This is a genomic window from Dictyobacter alpinus, from assembly GCF_003967575.1.
In the GTDB taxonomy this organism is placed as follows: domain Bacteria; phylum Chloroflexota; class Ktedonobacteria; order Ktedonobacterales; family Ktedonobacteraceae; genus Dictyobacter; species Dictyobacter alpinus.
The window spans coordinates 1121089-1139979 of sequence record NZ_BIFT01000002.1 but is presented as its reverse complement, the minus strand read 5'-3'; the positions used below and the strand labels follow the sequence as shown (position 1 = coordinate 1139979).

Annotated in this window: 15 protein-coding genes; 12 read left to right on the top strand and 3 right to left on the bottom strand. The window is 47.8% G+C overall.

Annotated features, from left to right (window positions below; translation table 11 throughout):
* Window positions 1-162 precede the first annotated feature (162 nt).
* From EL633_RS27100 to EL633_RS27055, 10 genes are all read left to right on the top strand, one after another.
* Window positions 163-1815, top strand: coding sequence for a RecQ family ATP-dependent DNA helicase (locus tag EL633_RS27100; protein ID WP_246039267.1), 1653 nt, complete (start codon window positions 163-165; stop codon window positions 1813-1815).
* A 607-nt stretch (window positions 1816-2422) separates the two neighbouring features.
* Window positions 2423-4699, top strand: a complete 2277-nt coding sequence (locus EL633_RS27095) for a S53 family peptidase (RefSeq protein WP_246039266.1) — start codon at window positions 2423-2425, stop codon at window positions 4697-4699.
* 323 nt (window positions 4700-5022) lie between these two features.
* Window positions 5023-5796: an ABC transporter ATP-binding protein gene (locus tag EL633_RS27090; protein WP_246039265.1), complete on the top strand. Its 774-nt coding sequence runs from the start codon at window positions 5023-5025 to the stop codon at window positions 5794-5796.
* A gap of 12 nt (window positions 5797-5808) precedes the next feature.
* Window positions 5809-7065: an ABC transporter permease gene (locus tag EL633_RS27085; RefSeq protein ID WP_126630392.1), complete on the top strand. Its 1257-nt coding sequence runs from the start codon at window positions 5809-5811 to the stop codon at window positions 7063-7065.
* Between the two features lie 115 nt (window positions 7066-7180).
* Entirely contained in the window at window positions 7181-7861 is a 681-nt protein-coding gene (locus EL633_RS27080) for a response regulator (protein WP_126630391.1), read from the top strand.
* Window positions 7862-7953: 92 nt separating this feature from the next.
* Window positions 7954-9249, top strand: a complete 1296-nt coding sequence (locus EL633_RS27075) for a sensor histidine kinase (protein ID WP_161982481.1) — start codon at window positions 7954-7956, stop codon at window positions 9247-9249.
* 105 nt (window positions 9250-9354) lie between these two features.
* Window positions 9355-9801 (top strand): DUF1622 domain-containing protein, encoded by a 447-nt coding sequence (locus tag EL633_RS27070; protein WP_126630389.1) that lies wholly within the window; start codon window positions 9355-9357, stop codon window positions 9799-9801.
* Window positions 9779-10126: a DUF1622 domain-containing protein gene (locus EL633_RS27065; RefSeq protein WP_126630388.1), complete on the top strand. Its 348-nt coding sequence runs from the start codon at window positions 9779-9781 to the stop codon at window positions 10124-10126. Before EL633_RS27070 ends, EL633_RS27065 begins: the two co-directional genes overlap by 23 nt.
* Before the next feature lie 425 nt (window positions 10127-10551).
* A complete protein-coding gene (locus tag EL633_RS27060; protein WP_126630387.1) occupies window positions 10552-11484 on the top strand; it encodes an LLM class F420-dependent oxidoreductase in 933 nt (310 codons plus the stop codon).
* Window positions 11485-11940: 456 nt separating this feature from the next.
* Window positions 11941-12144 (top strand): helix-turn-helix domain-containing protein, encoded by a 204-nt coding sequence (locus tag EL633_RS27055; protein ID WP_126630386.1) that lies wholly within the window; start codon window positions 11941-11943, stop codon window positions 12142-12144.
* Between the two features lie 606 nt (window positions 12145-12750).
* On the opposite strand, the gene EL633_RS37235 is transcribed toward EL633_RS27055, so the two are convergent.
* The 3 genes from EL633_RS37235 to EL633_RS27040 all read right to left on the bottom strand — a co-directional run bounded on the left by EL633_RS37235 (window position 12751) and on the right by EL633_RS27040 (window position 14979).
* The gene (locus tag EL633_RS37235) at window positions 12751-13533 is read right to left on the bottom strand and encodes a hypothetical protein (RefSeq protein ID WP_176599712.1); all 783 of its coding nucleotides are present in this window, start codon (window positions 13531-13533) and stop codon (window positions 12751-12753) included.
* Between the two features lie 88 nt (window positions 13534-13621).
* Entirely contained in the window at window positions 13622-14233 is a 612-nt protein-coding gene (locus EL633_RS27045; protein ID WP_126630385.1) for a DUF6230 family protein, read from the bottom strand.
* A gap of 146 nt (window positions 14234-14379) precedes the next feature.
* Complete coding sequence (locus EL633_RS27040) at window positions 14380-14979, bottom strand: DUF6114 domain-containing protein (protein ID WP_126630384.1); 600 nt, start codon at window positions 14977-14979, stop codon at window positions 14380-14382.
* 637 nt (window positions 14980-15616) lie between these two features.
* Here EL633_RS27040 and EL633_RS27035 point away from each other — a divergent pair.
* Together EL633_RS27035 and EL633_RS27030 are read left to right on the top strand one after the other, a co-directional pair.
* Window positions 15617-17089, top strand: a complete 1473-nt coding sequence (locus tag EL633_RS27035) for an MDR family MFS transporter (RefSeq protein ID WP_126630383.1) — start codon at window positions 15617-15619, stop codon at window positions 17087-17089.
* A 411-nt stretch (window positions 17090-17500) separates the two neighbouring features.
* Window positions 17501-18877, top strand: coding sequence for a cytochrome ubiquinol oxidase subunit I (locus EL633_RS27030; RefSeq protein WP_126630382.1), 1377 nt, complete (start codon window positions 17501-17503; stop codon window positions 18875-18877).
* Window positions 18878-18891 lie beyond the last annotated feature (14 nt).

Genomic DNA, 18891 nt, shown 5'->3' with positions numbered 1-18891 from the left:
GCTACCTATTTTTAGCGGGTTTTGTCACCACTATGCATTGTAATACGTATCTGAGGGTAAACATAATCTATGTATTTTTGTGTGTCAGGTGATCCTGTTTTTTGCTAGCGTTTATGAGTTGTTTAAGTTCCAGCTGATAGAGGTACAACAAAGGGATTTCCAGTGAAGAAGCCAGAAACAAAACAGAACTATATTGATGGTTTTATTCATAATATACTTGGCTATGAAAAACTACGCCCAGGACAAGAAGATGCGTTGCGTTCTTTGCAGGAAGGCCACGATACATTAGCTATTATGCCAATCGGTTCGGGCAAATCCTTGATTTATCAGGCGGCCGGTGCTTTGATACCAGGTCCAACGATTGTTATCTCTCCCCTTATGTCCTTACGATACGATCAACTCCACTCGATTCAGGACCAGCACATCGGATCCGCGGCTGTGATTGATCCCTCGCAAAATCCGGCAGAAACCTCTCTTGCTTTTGAGCAATTTGAAGGTGGTCAGCTTGAATTTTTGTTTCTCGCTCCTGAACAATTCAATGATCCTAATATTCTTGAGCGCCTGCTAAACATGAAGCCCTCACTCTTTGTTGTTGATGAAGCCCATTGTATCAGCGAATGGAGCCATGATTTTCGGCCAGCCTATCTGGTGCTGGGTGCCATTATCGCATCCCTGGGTCATCCCAGAGTGCTTGCTTTAACGGCCACAGCCTCACTGCCGGTTCGTAACGAAATTATTGATCGTCTCGGTCTCCAGCAGCCTCGAATTGTTGTCAAAGGTTTTAATCGTCCCAACATCTGGCTCGGCGTAGAGTGCTTCCAGGATGAGGCAGAGAAAATGCAGGCATTACTCAAGCACGTGCAGGAAGCCCAGATGCCAGGAATCATTTATACGGCCACCCGAAAACAAGCCGAGTCCCTGACAAAAATGTTGCAAGCCAACGATCTTAAGGCGCAGTTTTACCACGCTGGACTCAAGGCCTACGACCGCAAGTATCGACAACGGGCCTTCATGGCTGACGAGATTGATATTATCGTTGCCACCACTGCCTTTGATATGGGCATCGACAAGTCCAATGTGCGCTTTGTCTTCCACTATACTATCAGCGACTCCGTGGATTCTTATTATCAAGAGTTTTGCCGCGCCGGATGCGATGGTGAGTCAGCCAGGGCCATCTTATTCTACATGTCCAGGGATTTCGGTGTGCGTCAGTATCTAGCCAGCGGTGGCTACATTAATACGGACCAGATTGCATTAGTTGTTGATGCCCTCCAGGCACATGCAGGGCCAGTAGATCAAGCTGCGTTAAGGGCCGAACTGAACCTCTCGCAAACAAAATTTACCCACATGATTACGCGTCTGGAAGAGATTGGTGCCATTACACTTTTGGAGGATGGCTCTATTCTGCTGACAAAGGATCAAGAAGATCTGAAATCAAGCATCATCGAAACCATGAGTAAGCAACAGGCACGGCGCCAATTTGAGCGCTCACGTATTGAAATGATCCGGGGGTATGCCGAGTGCGGTAGCTGTCGTCGTGCCTACCTGCTCAACTACTTTGGGGAGCCATTTGAAGGTTCATGCGGTTTCTGCGATGTCTGTGTCAGTCATCGGGAGCAACCCATACAACCAGACAGTATGCCTTTTCCAATTACCAGCCATGTACTCCATGCATTATGGGGAAAAGGCATGGTGTTGCGCTATGAAGATGATAAGATTGTAGTCCTGTTCGATACCGTCGGCAATAAATCCCTTTCGCTAGAAGTTATCAAGGAAAAAGGATTGCTCACGCCCATTTCCACATTTTATCAATAATCTCCTCGCGTAAATTCAAGCGCAGACACTTCTCTAATTTTTTCCTCAAAAGAGTTGCCATTCAGGAAAATCGCATAGAACATTGATTATGCTGATTTTAGGGTTGACAAGTAAAGCAGATCATTTGCTATAAATCAAATGATCTGCTTTACTTGTCAATCTTCCTCCTCATAAATACGTAAGCGAGTGCCGTAGACGTGAGGTGTTCGCAATCATGGGTAACTCTTCTTTTTATAATAGATCACATAATTAATGGTGTGAATAGAATACATTTTTATTCTTATACTGAAAACATGTCTTTTTATACTTCCTATTTGTCTTACTAGAGTCTTCTGTAATTTTTTTTGTATATTTGTAAATCCTCGTATTAATTAGTTCGAAAAGAGTATGGATAGTACTGTTATAAGACATGATAGACACGCATTTTCAGGTAAGGCGCGGGGCAGGCAAATAATTATACTATTAGCATAGTAGTGCGTGACAAGATTGAAATGATGAGCATTGTGGCTTCTCTCTTCTTTATTTGCAATCGTGCAATAGAGTAATTATTTCATGGATGTCTACTTTCTTGTCACTTGCCAGTGGTTTTTACCATATTGGAGGGTTCGTGAAAAGGACTTTGACCCACAAGTGGCTATCGCGTCTGACTATTACGTCGTGTGCCACACTTCTCGCACTCCTTTCGCTGCTGATGCTTCAGCCAAACATCCCAACTTTTGCGCGCCAGACGGTCTCTAATGGAGGTCATCATACGCTGCCTGGGCATCTGGCTCCCGTGCTGAAAAAGTTTAAGCCAAAGAATGGAACCAACAAAAGCAATCAGTTGCAATTGTCTTTGAGCTTGAACCTGCGTAACCGTGATGCCTTGACTACCTTGATCGCGGACCAGAATAATCCGCTTTCGCAGTCATATCATCATTATTTAACGCCGCAGGAATTCCTGGATACGTTTGGACCGACTCAGCAGTCCGTGGATGATGTCGTCTCTTATCTACGTAGTCAGGGGCTGCATGTATCTTCTGTATCATCTAATCGTACGTTGGTGAATGCTTCTGGATCGGTTGCCAATGTCGAGAAGGCGTTTAGCGTGACCTTGAATGACTATGCGATCGATGGTCGCACGGTTTATGCACCTGCCAGTGATCCAACTGTACCTGATAGTCTGGGCAGCGCCATTTTAAATATTGCCGGCCTGGACAATGTGGCTCATTATAAACATGCTGCCACACAGGTGACGAATCAGCCTCATACCGGTCCTGGTGGTGGTTTCACGCCATCCGAACTGCGTACCGCTTATGATGTGAATTCTTTGATTAGCAGTGGAGCCAATGGTAGTGGTCAGACGACCGCAATCTTTGAGCTTGATGGTTATAAGGCCTCGGACGTAAATACCTATCTGAGCAACTATGGCCTGGGATCTGGAAAATATTCGAATGTGCTGGTTGATGGCGCGACCAATACAGCCGGCGCGGGTGCGATTGAAGTTGAATTGGATATGGAGGTTGTCTCCGCCATTTCACCTGGAGCCACCCAGAAGATTTATATTGGACCCAATAGCACCACTGGTGTTAACGACACCTATAACAAAATTGTTACTGATAATACTGCTAAAGTGACCAGTATCAGCTGGGGTGAGTGCGAAGCCAATTCTGGCAATTCAGAGCTGGCCGCGTTAGATACTATCTTTGCTCAGGGCGCAGCCCAGGGTCAGGCCTTCTTCGCTGCCTCTGGCGACTCCGGTGCCTATGACTGTGGTGGTACGACACTTGGCGTTGACTCGCCTGCCGATGATCCTTATGTTGTGGGTGTCGGTGGCACAAAATTGACCGTTGGTAGCGGTGGTACCTATAGTAGCGAATCAGCCTGGGGCAGCGGCTCCTCTGGTGGCGGTGGTGGCATCAGCAGCTACTTCAATCGTCCCAGCTATCAGACTGGTCCAAATTTGACCAACGCCAAACGTGAAGTACCCGATGTCTCAGCCGATGCTGATCCCAGTAGTGGCTACTCGGTTTACTGTACAGTAACCGCGGCTAATTGTTCTAGCTCTGGTTGGATCTCTGTAGGTGGTACGAGTGCGGCTGCACCTCTGTGGGCTGGTATTGCTGGAGATGTGAACCAGTACCTATTTTCTCAGGGCAAAGCTGGTCTAGGCAGTGCCAGTGCGAAACTGTATTCCCTTTACAACACTGCACAAACCTATACTCCCTATCATGATGTTACTACTGGTAACAACCTGTACTACTCGGCAACTGCAAACTACGATAATGCGACGGGTGTAGGTACGCCAGACGCCTGGAATATTGCACGCGACCTGGCTGGTGGTAGTAGCGGTACACCAACGCCAACCCCAACGCCAAATCCAACAGTGACCCCAACGCCAAATCCGACCCCGACCCCGACACCAAATCCGGGTGGAAACATCCTGACCAATGGTGGCTTCGAGAGCGGCTCCAGTTCCTGGACCGAGAGTTCCACCGGCGGTTATGAGATTGTGGATACTAGCAAGCCACATAGTGGTACCCATAGTGCTTACCTCTGTGGATACAACTCTTGTACCGACACCATCTATCAGACAGCGACCATTCCATCGAGCGCGACAAAGGTAACGTTGAGCTATTGGGTCTATATCAGCACCACGGAGACAGGGAGCACCTGCTACGACTACTTCTATGCACGCCTCCGTACCAGTACCGGCTCGACCATCTCAACACCACAGACACAGTGTAACGCCAACGCTAAAGGTTGGACACAGTATAGTTTTGATGTAACATCGGCCCTTTCAAGCTATAAAGGTAAGCAGGTTCAGGTGTACTTCGCTGGTACTACTGACTCTTCACTTACTTCCAGTTTCTATGTTGATGATGTTGCATTAAACATCAATTAATCTCAATATGACCCTGACCTCCCCTTCTTAATCTAGTGCTGGCGGTCCTGATAGAGTGCAACGGAGCATTTTATCAGGACCGTTTTTTTTATGTGTTGTTGTTTGCATTACTACGTCATGCTTGTCAGGCATGACCATGACTTTTGACATAGTCAATAGATATGCCTTTCCGTACTTCTCCTTCCATCCCTCTGCGCATTATACTTATCTCAAGCTTACATACAGCAAATAGTTTCGTCTACGAGGTGAGTATTCCTATGCAAGAAGCATTTAAAAATTCTTTTTCACATACCATGAACTCAACGAAAACAGGACCAATACATATGCCGAATGATGCGCGCATGGTTGAAGTTGAGGTGCAGCATCTGGTTAAGAACTTTGGTAAACATGAGGCGGTAAGGGATGTCTCTTTCACGATTGGGAAAGGTGAGATCTTTGGCTTACTGGGTCCAAATGGCGCGGGTAAGAGTACGACGATCAATATGTTGTGCGGTTACCTGAAACCTACCTCTGGTGATGTAACGATTAGTGGACTGACCTTGTCTGCGCATCTGCGTAAGGTCAAAGGCATTATCGGCGTGGTGCCGCAGGAGATTGCACTCTATAAGGATCTGAACTCGCTGGAAAATCTGGAGTTCTTTGGGAAAATCTATGGTATGTCTAAAAAGGAATGTCAGCAGCGTTCAGAAGAACTGTTACATTTTGTGGGACTCTATGATCGGCGCAAAGATGCCGTCAAGACATTCTCTGGTGGGATGCAGCGCCGAATTAATATGGCGGTTGGCCTGATGAATGAGCCTGAGTTCTTGATGATGGATGAGCCAACCGTGGGCGTCGATCCACAGTCTCGTGAGAACATTTTTACCACCATTGAGCAGATACGCGATCAAGGGACGACGCTTCTCTACACCACACACTATATGGAAGAAGCCGAACGACTCTGCGATCGTATCGCGATCATGGATGAAGGCCAGATCATTGCCTTAGGTACTCTGGAACAACTGCTCGCCTTACGCGATCAGCAGCAAGAAGTTCAGCGCCCCCATGGCTTACAAGAATTGTTTATCCAATTAACTGGTAAAACGTTACGCGATTAAAAGCGAGGAAATATGAAAACACTCTGGTATATTGCTACGAAGGACCTCCTGCAGGTGGCTAAAGATCGAAGCGCATTGATGTTGATGCTGGTTGTCCCACTGGTCCTGATTGCGGTTGTCGGTTTCGCCTTCGGCAACATTCTGGGAACTGGTGGACCCTCACAACTCAAGGTTACAGTGGCTTTGAGTAATCATGATGATGGTGGTATCGGGAATGCTATTCGGGATGCGCTCAAAATCAATACCAAAGACCTTGTGATTACAGTCAATGAGTATGCTGATACCGCCCAGGTGACTGAAAAGGTTAAGGCGAACAATAACTCAGCGGATGTGGGTATCGTTATTCCCGCAGGTGCCAGCCAGGCTGTAATGGGTGATGTACAGTCAGGGAAGACAACGAAAGATTTGATCCAGTTTTATACGTTGCCTAATACGACGAATGCACCGGTGACGGTGGTGCGGGGTATTGTCAACAATGTTATCCAGGCGCAACGCATCGGTAAGGTTTCTGCCAGTCAGGTACATGCGGTCTGTAATCAGCCGGGGAACACCTGTGTGCCACAGACTATTAACGATGCCGCCATCAGTACAGCCGTCATAAGGGCCAGCCAGACCAGTGATCAAGCTCTGGTACCCCTGACAGTAAGCCAGGCTGAGAAAGTTGGACCTTTTGATCAGGTGGTGCCCGGCTATGCGGTCTTCTTTTCGCTGTTTGGTTTGAATGCGGTGGCTGCCACGATCCTTCAGGAGCAGGAGGACGGAACGTTTCGCCGTTTGTTGATTGCGCCGATCCAGAAATATGCGTTGCTGGGTGGTAAGATGCTGGCACAGTTCCTGTTGACGCTGGCTCAACTGTTGGTACTGTTTGCCGTTGGCTACTTCGTCTTCAAAATGCATATTGGTTCCTGGCCGAGTGTGATTATGATCCTGATTGCGACCAGTTTTGCTGCTACTGGCCTGGGTATTCTGCTCGTGTCATTGATCAAAACACGGCGTCAGATTAGTCCTGTCGTTACCCTGGTAACGCTGGTCACTTCAGCCATTGGTGGTGCCTGGTGGCCATTGTTTACTGAGCCAACCTGGATGCAGCAGTTCGCGAAGATTGGTATCACTGCCTGGGCTATGGAGGGTTTGAATGGAACCATGATGTTTGGTAAAAGCTTTTCGGAGGTGTTGCCTGATATTGTGGGGCTGTTGATCTATGGTGCCATCTGCTTTATTATCGCTTTACGCTTCTTCCGCTTTCAACCCAAGACAGTAGTTGCGTAATCTTGACTATCCATACCTCTGTTAGACCAGACTTACGATGGTTTGACAGAGGTATTTTCTTCATTGATAATAGCTGGGGTGTACTATGCATTATGCGGGAAAGAGATGAATGTTTATGGCTGCTGAAATTAGCATTTTGATCTGCGAGGATCAGACTTTGATGCGTCAAGGGTTGCGCACGATTCTTGAGTTGGAACCTGGTATGAAGGTGATCGGAGAGGCGGCTGATGGGGAGGAGGCGGTGAAACGTTATCAGGAGTTGCATGCTGAGCACCATGAGCCTGATATTATATTGATGGATATTGAGATGCCACATATGAATGGTGTCCAGGCTACGGCCGCGTTGATTAAAAGTAGCCCGGAGGCGCACATTATTATCCTGACGACATTTGATTATGAAGATTATGTGTTTGATGCCATTAAAGCGGGTGCGATGGGCTATCTGCTGAAGGATGTGCCAGCGACCGAGTTGATGGCGACGATTCATAAAGTCCATGCGGGTGAGCCATTTATCCAGCCGAAGATTGCGAATAAACTGCTGATCGAATTTGGTCGCCAGGGACGAAGCCCCAAAGCGCCATCCACACTACGTACTTCTCCGGAAGAAGAGTTGAGTCCACGCGAAATAGAGATCCTCAAATTGTTGGCAGAAGGTGCCAGCAACCGTAAAATAGCGGAACGATTGGTGTTGGCAGAGGGCACGGTCAAAAATCATGTCTCAAATATTCTCAGTAAACTGCAGCTAGAAAATCGTACTCAGGCTGCCCATCTTGCTCGCGAGCGCAAGTTGTTGTAGCGATATGCTTGCTATGTATTTCGTACCTGGCAAATATAATGTGTTCTGTCGCAGGTAAAACAAGGCTATGCTTGAGAGAGGAAGATATCGTGATGCAGTCCGAAATAGAGAAAAATGAGGTCTCTTTTCAGCGTACTTTCAAACGGACAAGAATTGGTTTTGCTACTTTTAGTTTCATTTATCTGCTGGTTCTAAACATTGCTGTGCTTGCGAGTACACCTACCTATATGCATGATTGGCATGGGGTGACCTGTATTGTGTTCTCCATTATTGCCTTTTTATTGTATGCCTTCCCAACAATTATGGATCCTCAGGATTGGCCTCCGTCATTGCCTTATGCTTTATCAGTGTGGGGGAGTATGTATCTGATGGTTGCTCTGCTCTCCTTGATTAATACTAATTATCTCTGGGCTTTCTATCTGGTTTTTAGTCTGAGCTTTGCTTTATTTAGTTCGCGCCGCCTGCTGCTGATGGTTAGTGTGGTCGCTTTTACGATGTTTTCTTTTCAAGGCTTGTGGGTCTGGCCGTTAAGTTCTGTGTTTCTCTTCAGTATTGTCAGCCAGAGTATGACTATTTTTGGGCTGACCGGCTTGAATATGCTTTTCCAGGGCTTGCTGGCAGAACGCTATGAGCGTACCAGACTTTTTCGCGAGCTTAGTGAGGCGAATGTCCAATTGGAGGAGGCCCATCGTCGTCTGGAGCAGTCTGTGGAGCAGGAGCAGGAACTGGCGGTATTGCGTGAACGTACGCGGCTGGCTCGTGAAATGCATGATACGCTTGGCCATGCGCTGGTATTGATTGCGGTCAAGCTAGAGGCGGCCCAACGTTTGCGTCAACGTGATCCTGAACGCTGCGATCAGGAGCTAGAGTCGACCAAAGGGATTGCCCGTGAGAGTATGGCGGGCTTAAGAGCCAGTATTGCTGATCTGCGCTCACCAGCATTGGAACATGAACGTATTCAACAGGCCCTTGAGCGCTCCGTGCGGGAGTTGACGCAGCGCTGTGGCCTGCGCTTCACCTATACCCTGCAAACAGATATGACTCGTCTGCCGGAAGTACTTGAAGAGACATTGTGGAAGATCTGTCAGGAAGCATTCGCTAATATCGAGAAACATGCGCAGGCGACACACATCAACTTGAGTATCAGCCAGTGTGAGAATCAGTTGCTTCTGACCATTCAGGATGATGGGATTGGCTTACCAGAAGCATATTATCACTATCTGGATGATGGCACGCTCTCATGGCAGAGTCCCGATGGTCATTATGGTTTGCGCGGTATGCTTGAACGCGTTGAAGATGCTGGTGGACATCTTTCTCTAAGCTCTGCACCTCATAAAGGGACAACAGTGGAAGTCAGGCTGCCGCTGATGGGATTTGTAGTGGTCTAAGTTTATCATCTGGTTTGATTGTAACAATGACGGGAAAGCAAGAGTGTTGAACTATGGTATAGATAACAACATTGTCGATAAAGCTTTTCTAAAAGAGGTAGGTATATGGAGTCATTGTTAAAAATATTGACCGGATATTTTGCGGCAGGAGTCGAAGGGGTTGCCGGCATCATTATCGCCTTTGCCGCGCTCCAGGCTGCACTACAAGCTTTGCTTGTTTTTGTTGGTAAAGGACAATGGTCAAAGAATGCGCAGGAGCCACAGATTGAAGCTGTACGCCTGAAATTGGGACGCTGGCTGGCCCTTGCCCTGGAGTTTGAGCTGGGCGCCGACATCCTGCGTACCGCCATTGCCCCCACCTGGTCTGAGATTGGACAGTTAGCGGCTATTGCCGCCATCCGAACGCTACTCAACTACTTTTTACAACAAGAGATCGACCGAGCGGCTCATCGTCAATCTGGGTTGCTTCCTCAAGCGGATACCTCACCGGCAGAACAAGCACCGGATGTAACGAAGGGAGGGATCGCAAATGTACCTCGTATCCATCTCTAACCTCTTTACTGTATCTATCTGGGCTTCAATTATTGATTTTCTCGGAGCCCTGCTGATCGTTGCCTATATGCTTTTTGCTCTGGTTGGCTTGCTCAGGACCAAAGATATCTCCAGGGCGCGTATTGTGGTTACCGATGGTATCATTGCTGGCTTGAACTTTAAGCTGGCTGGCACCCTTCTGCGCACCATTGGATTACAATCCTGGCATCAGATCCTGATGTTCCTGGCGATCCTGATGATTCGTACCATCCTCAAGAAATTCTTTAGCTGGGAACAAGCCAGGCTACAACAAATAAACAATGAAACCCCGGTGACCGTAAATTAGAGCATACTGCAATCTTATCATAGGCAAGCCCTCCACTCATGTGTGTCGTGTGTGTGGTGCGCAACCGCGCACCACACACACCCAACCTGGCGTCGCATGATTTTTAACAAATAAAATCGGTACAAAGCAGGAGGTGCAGGAGGGCGGTGTGCCCTCCTGCCGGGGAGTGGGGTGTCCCCACAAAATTCCCCTCCTCCCCCGCCGTAGGCGGGAATTAGACTATCAGACGCCAAAAAGGAACATGAACAAGCCCTGGATATAAATAGATAACGTTTGCTATAGGTATGATTGAGGTGATAACCTATAAGCAGGCAATGCAGCCATAAGGATGTAAAAATCAGCGACGCGACTACATTATTTCGAGTAGGAAGCAGTTAACTGCATTGTTTTTTTTGTATACCGCGTATTTGTGAAAGAGGATATGTATGAAGTTTGGAATTTCTCTTCCTAATGGTTGGAAGATGAGCCTGGTAGACATCAAAGATCCTGTCGAAGCTTATGAGACAATGACTAACGTAGCGAAAACTGCTGATGAGACTGGTTATGAGGCCGTCTGGTTAGTTGATCACTTTCATACCATCCCTCAACCGACACAGGAAGTTACTTTTGAATGTATGATGTCGCTGGCGGCCATTGCGCGCGACACCAAACGGATCCGCATTGGTCAGATTGTGACCTGTAATAGTTATCGCAATCCTGCCCTGCTGGCGAAAATGGCCAGTACCCTAGATGTACTGAGTCATGGTCGCCTCAACTTTGGTATTGGTGCTGGTTGGTATGAACATGAATATCGCGCCTATGGCTATCCTTTTCCCGACGCACCTGAGCGTCTGCGTATGCTCCGCGAGGCCCTGCAGGTGATCCATGCGATGTGGGAACAGGAAGAGGCTACCTTTGAAGGAAAGTATTATCAGATTAAGGGCGCGATCAATCAGCCAAAGGGTGTCCAGAAGCCACATATCCCCATCCTTATCGGTGGTGGTGGCGAGAAGGTCACGTTGAAACTGGTGGCTCAGTATGGTGATGCCTGTAATGTTGGTGGCGATCTTAAGACCCTGACGCACAAACTAGATGTGTTAAAACATCATTGTGAGACTGTGGGCCGTGACTACAACAGCATCTATCGCACAACCGGATCATTTTGTTCGATCGCTGACACCGATGAAGAAGCCATGGCACTTGTGCCTGCATCCGTCAAACAAGGACTCACAGACACTGCATTGGTTGGAAGTCCGGAGACGATTCGCCAGCGTATTGCAACATTCGAATCTTTGGGTATTGATGAGATTATCATTGATTTCCCCAGCGCGACCGACCTCACAGCAATCCATCGCTTTGCCAAAGAGTTTATCGCGTAAGCTTACGCAGGCCAGGGGCGTTCCGGTGACTATTACCGGAACGCCCTCTTTTTATATTAAGGATGATAGAGAGGCCGTATCTGGACGTATACGTATACGTACACGTGTACGTCTTTTGTGAAAAAGCCTTTTAGAGTCATATGATACAAAACTGTGACATTGGATATAGATATCTATTTCTAGTTGAGTACGTATCGATTCTTCTTTTACCCACACATATAATAATCTTTATAAAGATACTTATTTTTTGTCCTATGCGCTTATCTGTTCGTGTAATCTTCTGTGTTTTCCGTGCCCGCTTTCTATATGGTACGTAAATTTATTTACAAGTATCGAACAATGTTATACAATGTCTATGTTACACATCTTACAACCTTTCCGAGGTTTTCTTTTTCGTTGTTTAAGCACCCCTTTTACTGTTTTCTTTTGTATATGTTTAAGAAAAGAGGTTAGCCAGTGAATAATCTTTTAACTGTATCTGAAGTTGCTGATATGCTTCGGGTGGATGGCACAACTGTTCGACGTTGGGTTAAGGTCGGTGTATTGGAAGCGGTTACATTGCCTCATACCAACACACGTCAGGTTTATCGTATCAAGCGTGAGACCGTTGAGAAAATTTTGTTGACTACATCGACGGATTCAGCTTCACAACCTTCTTAGTTGGTATCATGATCATCCAAGGCAGTGTGGTTGTTTCCGCTGCCGCCCTATATTGTGTTTGTGATACTTTTTTTTTACTCCAGTGTTAGTAGTGGCCAGCCATTATCGTGATTCAGCAGCGATACAGCCAGGTGAAAATGCATGTTGTTGCCTTTATACTGGTCCACGTTCACGGTACTTCCATATAAATATAGTGAGGTATCAATATATCGCATCGCTAAAGATGTAGGCAGCATGATGTTTTCTGTGTTGTCATACATGGCGGTGGGATCAAAGTTGAATCATGATTACATCCGCTATTCCCCTTCATCTTCTGTGTAGGATAGTACTTTTAGATACTTTGTTTTTTAGCAGATATACTCATTTATTGAGTAATCGGGAATTCAGGTACTGACGGTTACAGCCTGTAGAAGCAAACAAAGGATCTATGCCAAAGCCATCTTCATATTCATTGATATGGTTAGAGGAACAATAGTACTATCAGCCTGGTGCAAGTAAGTGCTTGCTATACACTTTTTGTCCTGAAGATGAACCAGGATGGCTGGCCTGTTGAGCGAGGGTCAGAAGAGTCACCTCACTAAATGTACGGTGAAGGGACCCTTCTGGTTAGGATGAGCACCAGCAAATAAAGAGCAAGCAGCGACATTTTTTATGTGGTGGCGTGGGTGTAAGCGTCGGCGTTAGACCCGGTTGAGGCGTTGGTGTCACCGTAGGTGTTGATGTCGCGGTCGGAGTTGGTGTCGTACCAGGTGTTGGTGTGGCTGTTGGTGTTGGCGTATCAGTTGGCGGTGTAGCCTGCATATGTGGCAGGTCGGTGGTAATGGCCAGTTGAAAGCCGGTAGCAACAAATACATCCGTGTTCAGTGAGCGATCCACCGTTAAGGTGACATTTCTCATAATCAGTTGCTTTACCGTACCGCCGGTAGCGAGCACGAGCAAGTCGGCTTTATTGGCAAAGCTTTTGAGTGCGGTCCCTATATCTTTGAACAGACTGGTTTTAATCGCTACACCCGTTGTTGTTACTGTTCCAGTTGACGAGAGCAGGAGCGCCGTGCCGTTGAATGGATGGCTTAAGCTAAATCCGTTCATGGTGGCCGTGGCAAAGGTGAGTGTGGGATAGAGAGGATCGGGAAATAAGCTCAGATGCGCGTTGGTGCCGATGATTTCGGTTGCTTCCAATGTATAGTTGCCCGTTGCTGCCAATCTTCCTGCGGCGCTCTTCGTCATGTAATTCATCGCGCTATCAGATGTCGCGAATGTACGCACCTGATTAGCCGGTTGGGCATAGACCACCAGAGGATTGATGAGCAGAAATAGGACTGCGATGATCACGCCAGGTACAAGGATGGGGATACACAATCGTATAAAACTGCGTCGTACAGAATACACGTATCTTACTCACTTTCTATATCCAGGGTAAAGATAGATGGAGAGATCCCGGATTGCCAGGATCTCCTGAGAACGTTGAGTATGCCTTTTACTTGACTGAGAGGGTTAACCCTGGTAGGGTCATGCTGTTGGCGATCATGTAGGGTGCGTTGATTGTGACATTGTTTAAGGTGGCGCTCTGGGCATCGATCTCAAAGGCATTGCCGTTGGTATTACTGTTTACAGCCTGTCCTCCGAAGGTTGCCGAATCTGAGGAGAGTCCTGCCAGATCAGTTGTGAGACCAGTGGTCGTGACGGCTGTATTCTGTCCCGCCTTTAAGGTAACGGTGACGTTACCAACAACTGGTAGGGAGACCGTCTTTGTAATCACCAGGTTTGAGAGCGTGCCGTCAAGTTGATTCACGGCTACCGGGGATGCGTTATCGGCTCGGGATATGCCTGGATAGAGACGAAATCTGGTTGTTTTAATCGTCGTCGCCTGAACCGTTACTGGGACTGGTACTGCCGCCGCCATCGCGATGGCTCCCTTGCTGATAAGCATTGTGATCCCGCCGAGTATCAATAAGGCTAGCAGCATCACCGTCCAGAATATGGAGCGATTGACGGTGCCAATGGCTGGATTTTGTTCAGATTGCTTCTGCTCTTCAGTCGGAAGCTGTGACCAGATCGGGTTTTCTGTTGGGAAATCTAGCTGTTCCATAAATTTTCACACCCGCTTTCAAAAATAATGTCAATCCTGGTTATGATAATGATGGGAATGCTCTCCTGGCTCGTTATTGCTGCCCTTCTTTGGAAGGAAGGTGACGATACGTTACCTTGTTGCTGAAATACGCCTGCATGAGAAGATCAGTGTGGTCGAATAAATAGGTGTTTGATCGGTGCTGGCAGCTTGAAGCGAGTACGATGATGGGAGCGAGAAACGGGCTGCCAGGCAATCCCCATTGCTCCTCCTGTGATGCCCAGTAGCATGCCTATACCAAAGCCACCGGCAGCAACAATGAGCGATACTAATGAGAGGACAACGGCGATTGAGCCGGCGACAAGCGCATTGGTAGGAGCCAATAATTGGATGAGTCCCATAACCAGAAGCAGACCTCCGACCAATATGCCCGCCCAGATATTACTACCTGGCAGGAGTGCAAATGGCAGCAATGCAGCCGGACCCCAAAGTACCAGCAGGCCAGCCAGTATGATTAAAATGGATCCCGTGAATGGACGTGTGCGACGCCACAGCTGAAATTGTGACCATGTGCGCCAGTCATCTGTCCGGAGTGAAGCTTTCTTTGAGCGCCTGAACCACTGAAGGCGTGGCTGGACCTGCATCCAGCCCATCGAAAGGCGTTTCCGCATCCACTGTATTCGTCCTGTTGCCATCGGTGTACTGGCTAGATTTTCTTCAGCTTTGTCATTCCCAGTCTGAACCTGAACTTTCGTTGGATCAGCCATGGCAAGAACCTCCTTTGTTTGCTCTCCATCGAGCACCTACCCTTTTGCCTCATGGTAGGTTACAAGCCTTGATACATTGTGCCATTTTATGGTGCAACGATGCACTTTATGGCATATGTCTAGAGCAGTAGTAAGAGCATACTCAATAAATACAGGAGAGAAAGTATCTATACGTAATTGATTGGCTGGCCCTCAATCAATGTGCTTATATATAAAAATATAAAGATACCTGTCATACCTGTCAAGTGAAGATGAAAGAAATAGCAAAAATGGTGGAAAATACTAGTGAAGTTACCAGCGTAAAGAATGAGTAAAGTAAGGACATACGTGAGCGTATGTATATAGGCTGTAGATAATGTGCTATAGTACCTGACTTCAGGTAGACCTATATAGCGAGTATGAGTCGTTTATGCTTTGATGCTGATGTATTGCCATTTAAACGAATCATAAAATATGTACAATTTGTCCATAGAAAAAGGTGACTGAAGTAGGTCACTGTTCGTCCGAATAAGAAGCAGCCACATACATCTGGGTCCATATGGGCTTGTATTGTCATTTCAGGAATACTCCTCAATTTTTAGCTGCCACAATGATAAAAAATTATGTCTCTCACTTTGCCGTATTTGGAGTTGGTCTTATGCATTTCCCTCGGATTAGTCCTAAAGTCTCTGTTGGTGTTGTCTTTGTAGCTGCGATGTTTATGAGTATTATGGATTCCACGATTGTTAATGTTGCTTTACCTTCATTAGCCCATGATTTTGGGGTAGCGGGGACAGCAATAGAGGCGGTGGTCGTGGCCTATCTGGTGAGTCTGGCGATTGTTATTCCGGTTTCTGGTTGGTTGGGGGATCGCTTTGGGACAAAGCGTATTTTTCTATCTGCTCTGGCTCTGTTTACGATTGCTTCTGCTTTGTGTGGCCTGGCGACGAGTCTGCCGATGCTGGTGGTCTTCCGCGTCTTCCAGGGATTAGCTGGTGGCGCGCTGGCTCCAGTGGGTACGGCTCTCCTGTATCGCACGTTTCCGCAAGAGGAGCGAATCCATGTGTCGCGTGTGCTGAATATTCCTACGGTGTTTGCGCCTGCGATGGGTCCTGTAATTGGTGGTCTGTTGATTGATAAGTTGTCGTGGCACTGGGTCTTCTATGTCAATGTGCCGATTGGTGTACTGGCTTTCGTCTTTGGCCTGTTGTTCTTGCGCGAGATGCATGAGCGTGTGAATGTGGGCTTTGATGTAGCGGGCTTCTTGCTAGCAGGTTTTGGGTTAGCGCTGACCATGTATGCGCTGAGTGAAGGTCCATCCCAGGGCTGGACGAATCCTGGTATCTTGATAAGTGGCGCGCTCGGGCTGATGACGCTGGTCGTGTTTGTGAATATTGAGTTGCGCGTGAAGCAGCCGATGTTGGATCTACGCCTGCTCAAAAATCGTCCGTTCCGTACCTGTAATACGGTGGCACTCTTCTCCGGTGCGGGTTTTATGGGACTGCTCTATGCCGCTCCACTATTTTTGCAAGTTGGGCGTGGGGTGTCTGCTTTAACCTCGGGTCTGACCACGTTTCCGGAGGCCTTAGGTGTGCTGGTCTCGACACAGATTGCCGCCCGTCTCTATCCTAAAGTGGGTCCACGCCGTCTGGTGATCTTTGGCTTGAGCTGTGTGACCATCCTGATGGGTCTGATGTTCTTTGTGGGACAGAATACTGATCTCTGGCTGATGCGCATCCTGATGTTTTTGATTGGTGCCGGGATGGCCAGTTCTTTCATTCCGATTCAGGTGGCGGCTTTCGCGACCATCTCGCCAGCGGCTACGGGACAGGCTTCAGCCCTCAACAATGCCCGGCTGCAGGTTGGTGCATCTCTTGGTGTGGCATTGATTAGTAGCGTGATCAGTTTTGTTGGCATCACGCAGGTTAACGCTAACGGGGCTGTTGTTGCTAATCTCGCGTCCTATCATACCGCGTTTATCGTCTCCGCCATTCTCGTGTTGATTGCGACCGGAATTGGCTTCACGATCCATGATAGTGATGCCGCCAGCACCATGAAGAGTCGTCCCAATGAAACCGCCAAACAAGATGCAATTCTTGATGTGACCCCAGGGGTTGAGGCTGTTCTATAGCTCTGATAACGCCATGTGCAAGTTTTCCACATACCCACTCTTTAAGGAGGAACATGGCGAGGCGGTCGCGATCGCCTCGCCATGTTCCTCCTCACAACAAGCGAGAGCCGTAGGCGCGAGGTGTGAGGGATAAAACTTGCACACGGCGTTAGAGAGGTTCAGGTATTCTTATATTCATAAACCTCAAGGGAAGAGGCAGCATACCTCTTTCCTTGAGGTTTGCTTTTGGGTAAATGAGAACTGGCTGAAATGGAACCTATCAGGCGCCAGGCCCGAATCTATGAGGGAAGCTAATGCGACTTTTCTTTCTACTTGAACGTGTCAAAAATAGTAAGCATGGAATGATGTTTAACCAGAAGAAGATCGTGTGGTTAAGCCAAGGCACGATGAATATAGTAGAAGGAGTTTCCTATGTCTGGTCTGCTAGCTGCCCGCTCTCAAATGGGCACATCGCTGGTATTCCATATCATTTTTTCGGTGCTGGGCGTTGGTATACCGCTGCTGCTATGTCTGGCGGAGGGAATGGCCCTTGTTCGTAAAGATCCTGTATGGATGACCCTGGCTCGCCGTTGGGCGAAGGCTGCTGTGATTATTTTTGCGATTGGAGCAGTATCAGGTACGATTGTAGAGTTTGAGCTTGGATTGCTCTGGCCTACCTATATCAAGTTTATTGGTGCTGTAATTGGGCCGTTATTTGCCTTTGAAGGTTTTGCGTTCTTCCTGGAAGCGATCTTCTTTGGTATCTATATGTTTACCTGGGATATTCTGCCTCCGTTCTGGCATTGGGTGACCTCTTTCCCGATCTGGATCGGTGGCCTGGCTTCGACCTGGTTTATTGTGACGACGAATTCGTGGATGAATACCCCGACCGGCTTTGTGTTTAAAAATGGACAGTTGACGGGGATCGATTCGCTGCAAGCAATTGCTAATCCCAGTACTCCTTATGAGACGGTGCATATGGCCCTGGCATGTTATGTTGCCTGCGGCTTCGGGGTGGCGGCCATCTATGCCATTGCAATGTTACGTGGGAAGCGGGATGATTATCATCGAAAAGGCTTGATGCTGGCACTGGCTATGGCAACGATTGCGACACCACTCCAGATTGTCAGTGGTGACTTTAATGCTCGCTACCTGGCGACCGCACAGCCATCCAAACTCGCTGCCATGGAAGGTGTCTTCAAAACATCCAGTCATGTACCCCTGCATATTGGTGGAATACCGGATGAGAAGACTGGAACTTTTATCCTTGCCATTCCGATACCGGATGGTTTGAGTCTGCTGGCTACGTATAGTCCTGATGGCGTGATACGTGGCCTGGATTCTTATCCACCGCAGGATCGCCCGGATCCTGTACCGGTCCATCTCGCGTTTGATGGGATGGTTGGAAGTGGTTTCTTTACCCTGTTTGTGGCCCTCGTTTTCTGGTTTCTTTACTTTAAACGCAAGCGGATCATACCCGAGCATAAATTGTTGTTAATGGGTGTGGCCCTGTCAGGCCTGTTAGGCTTCCTGGCTGTAGAGCTAGGCTGGATTGTCACAGAAGAGGGTCGGCAGCCCTGGGCAATTTATGGGCAATTGCGTACAAGTGAGGCGGTGACCACGGCTCCATTCCTGGGTGCAAGCTTCCTGCTTTTCGTGCTCATCTACCTCATCCTGGCAATTACTATGACCGTGCTGTTGCTGCGACAGGCGCGTACACCGTTGCCAGAAATGACCTGGGAGAAAGTTTCCAGTGGAACACAGCCGCATAATACTGCTATTAACCAAACGATGAAGGTCGGTTCGTAAGAGAGGATAAATGG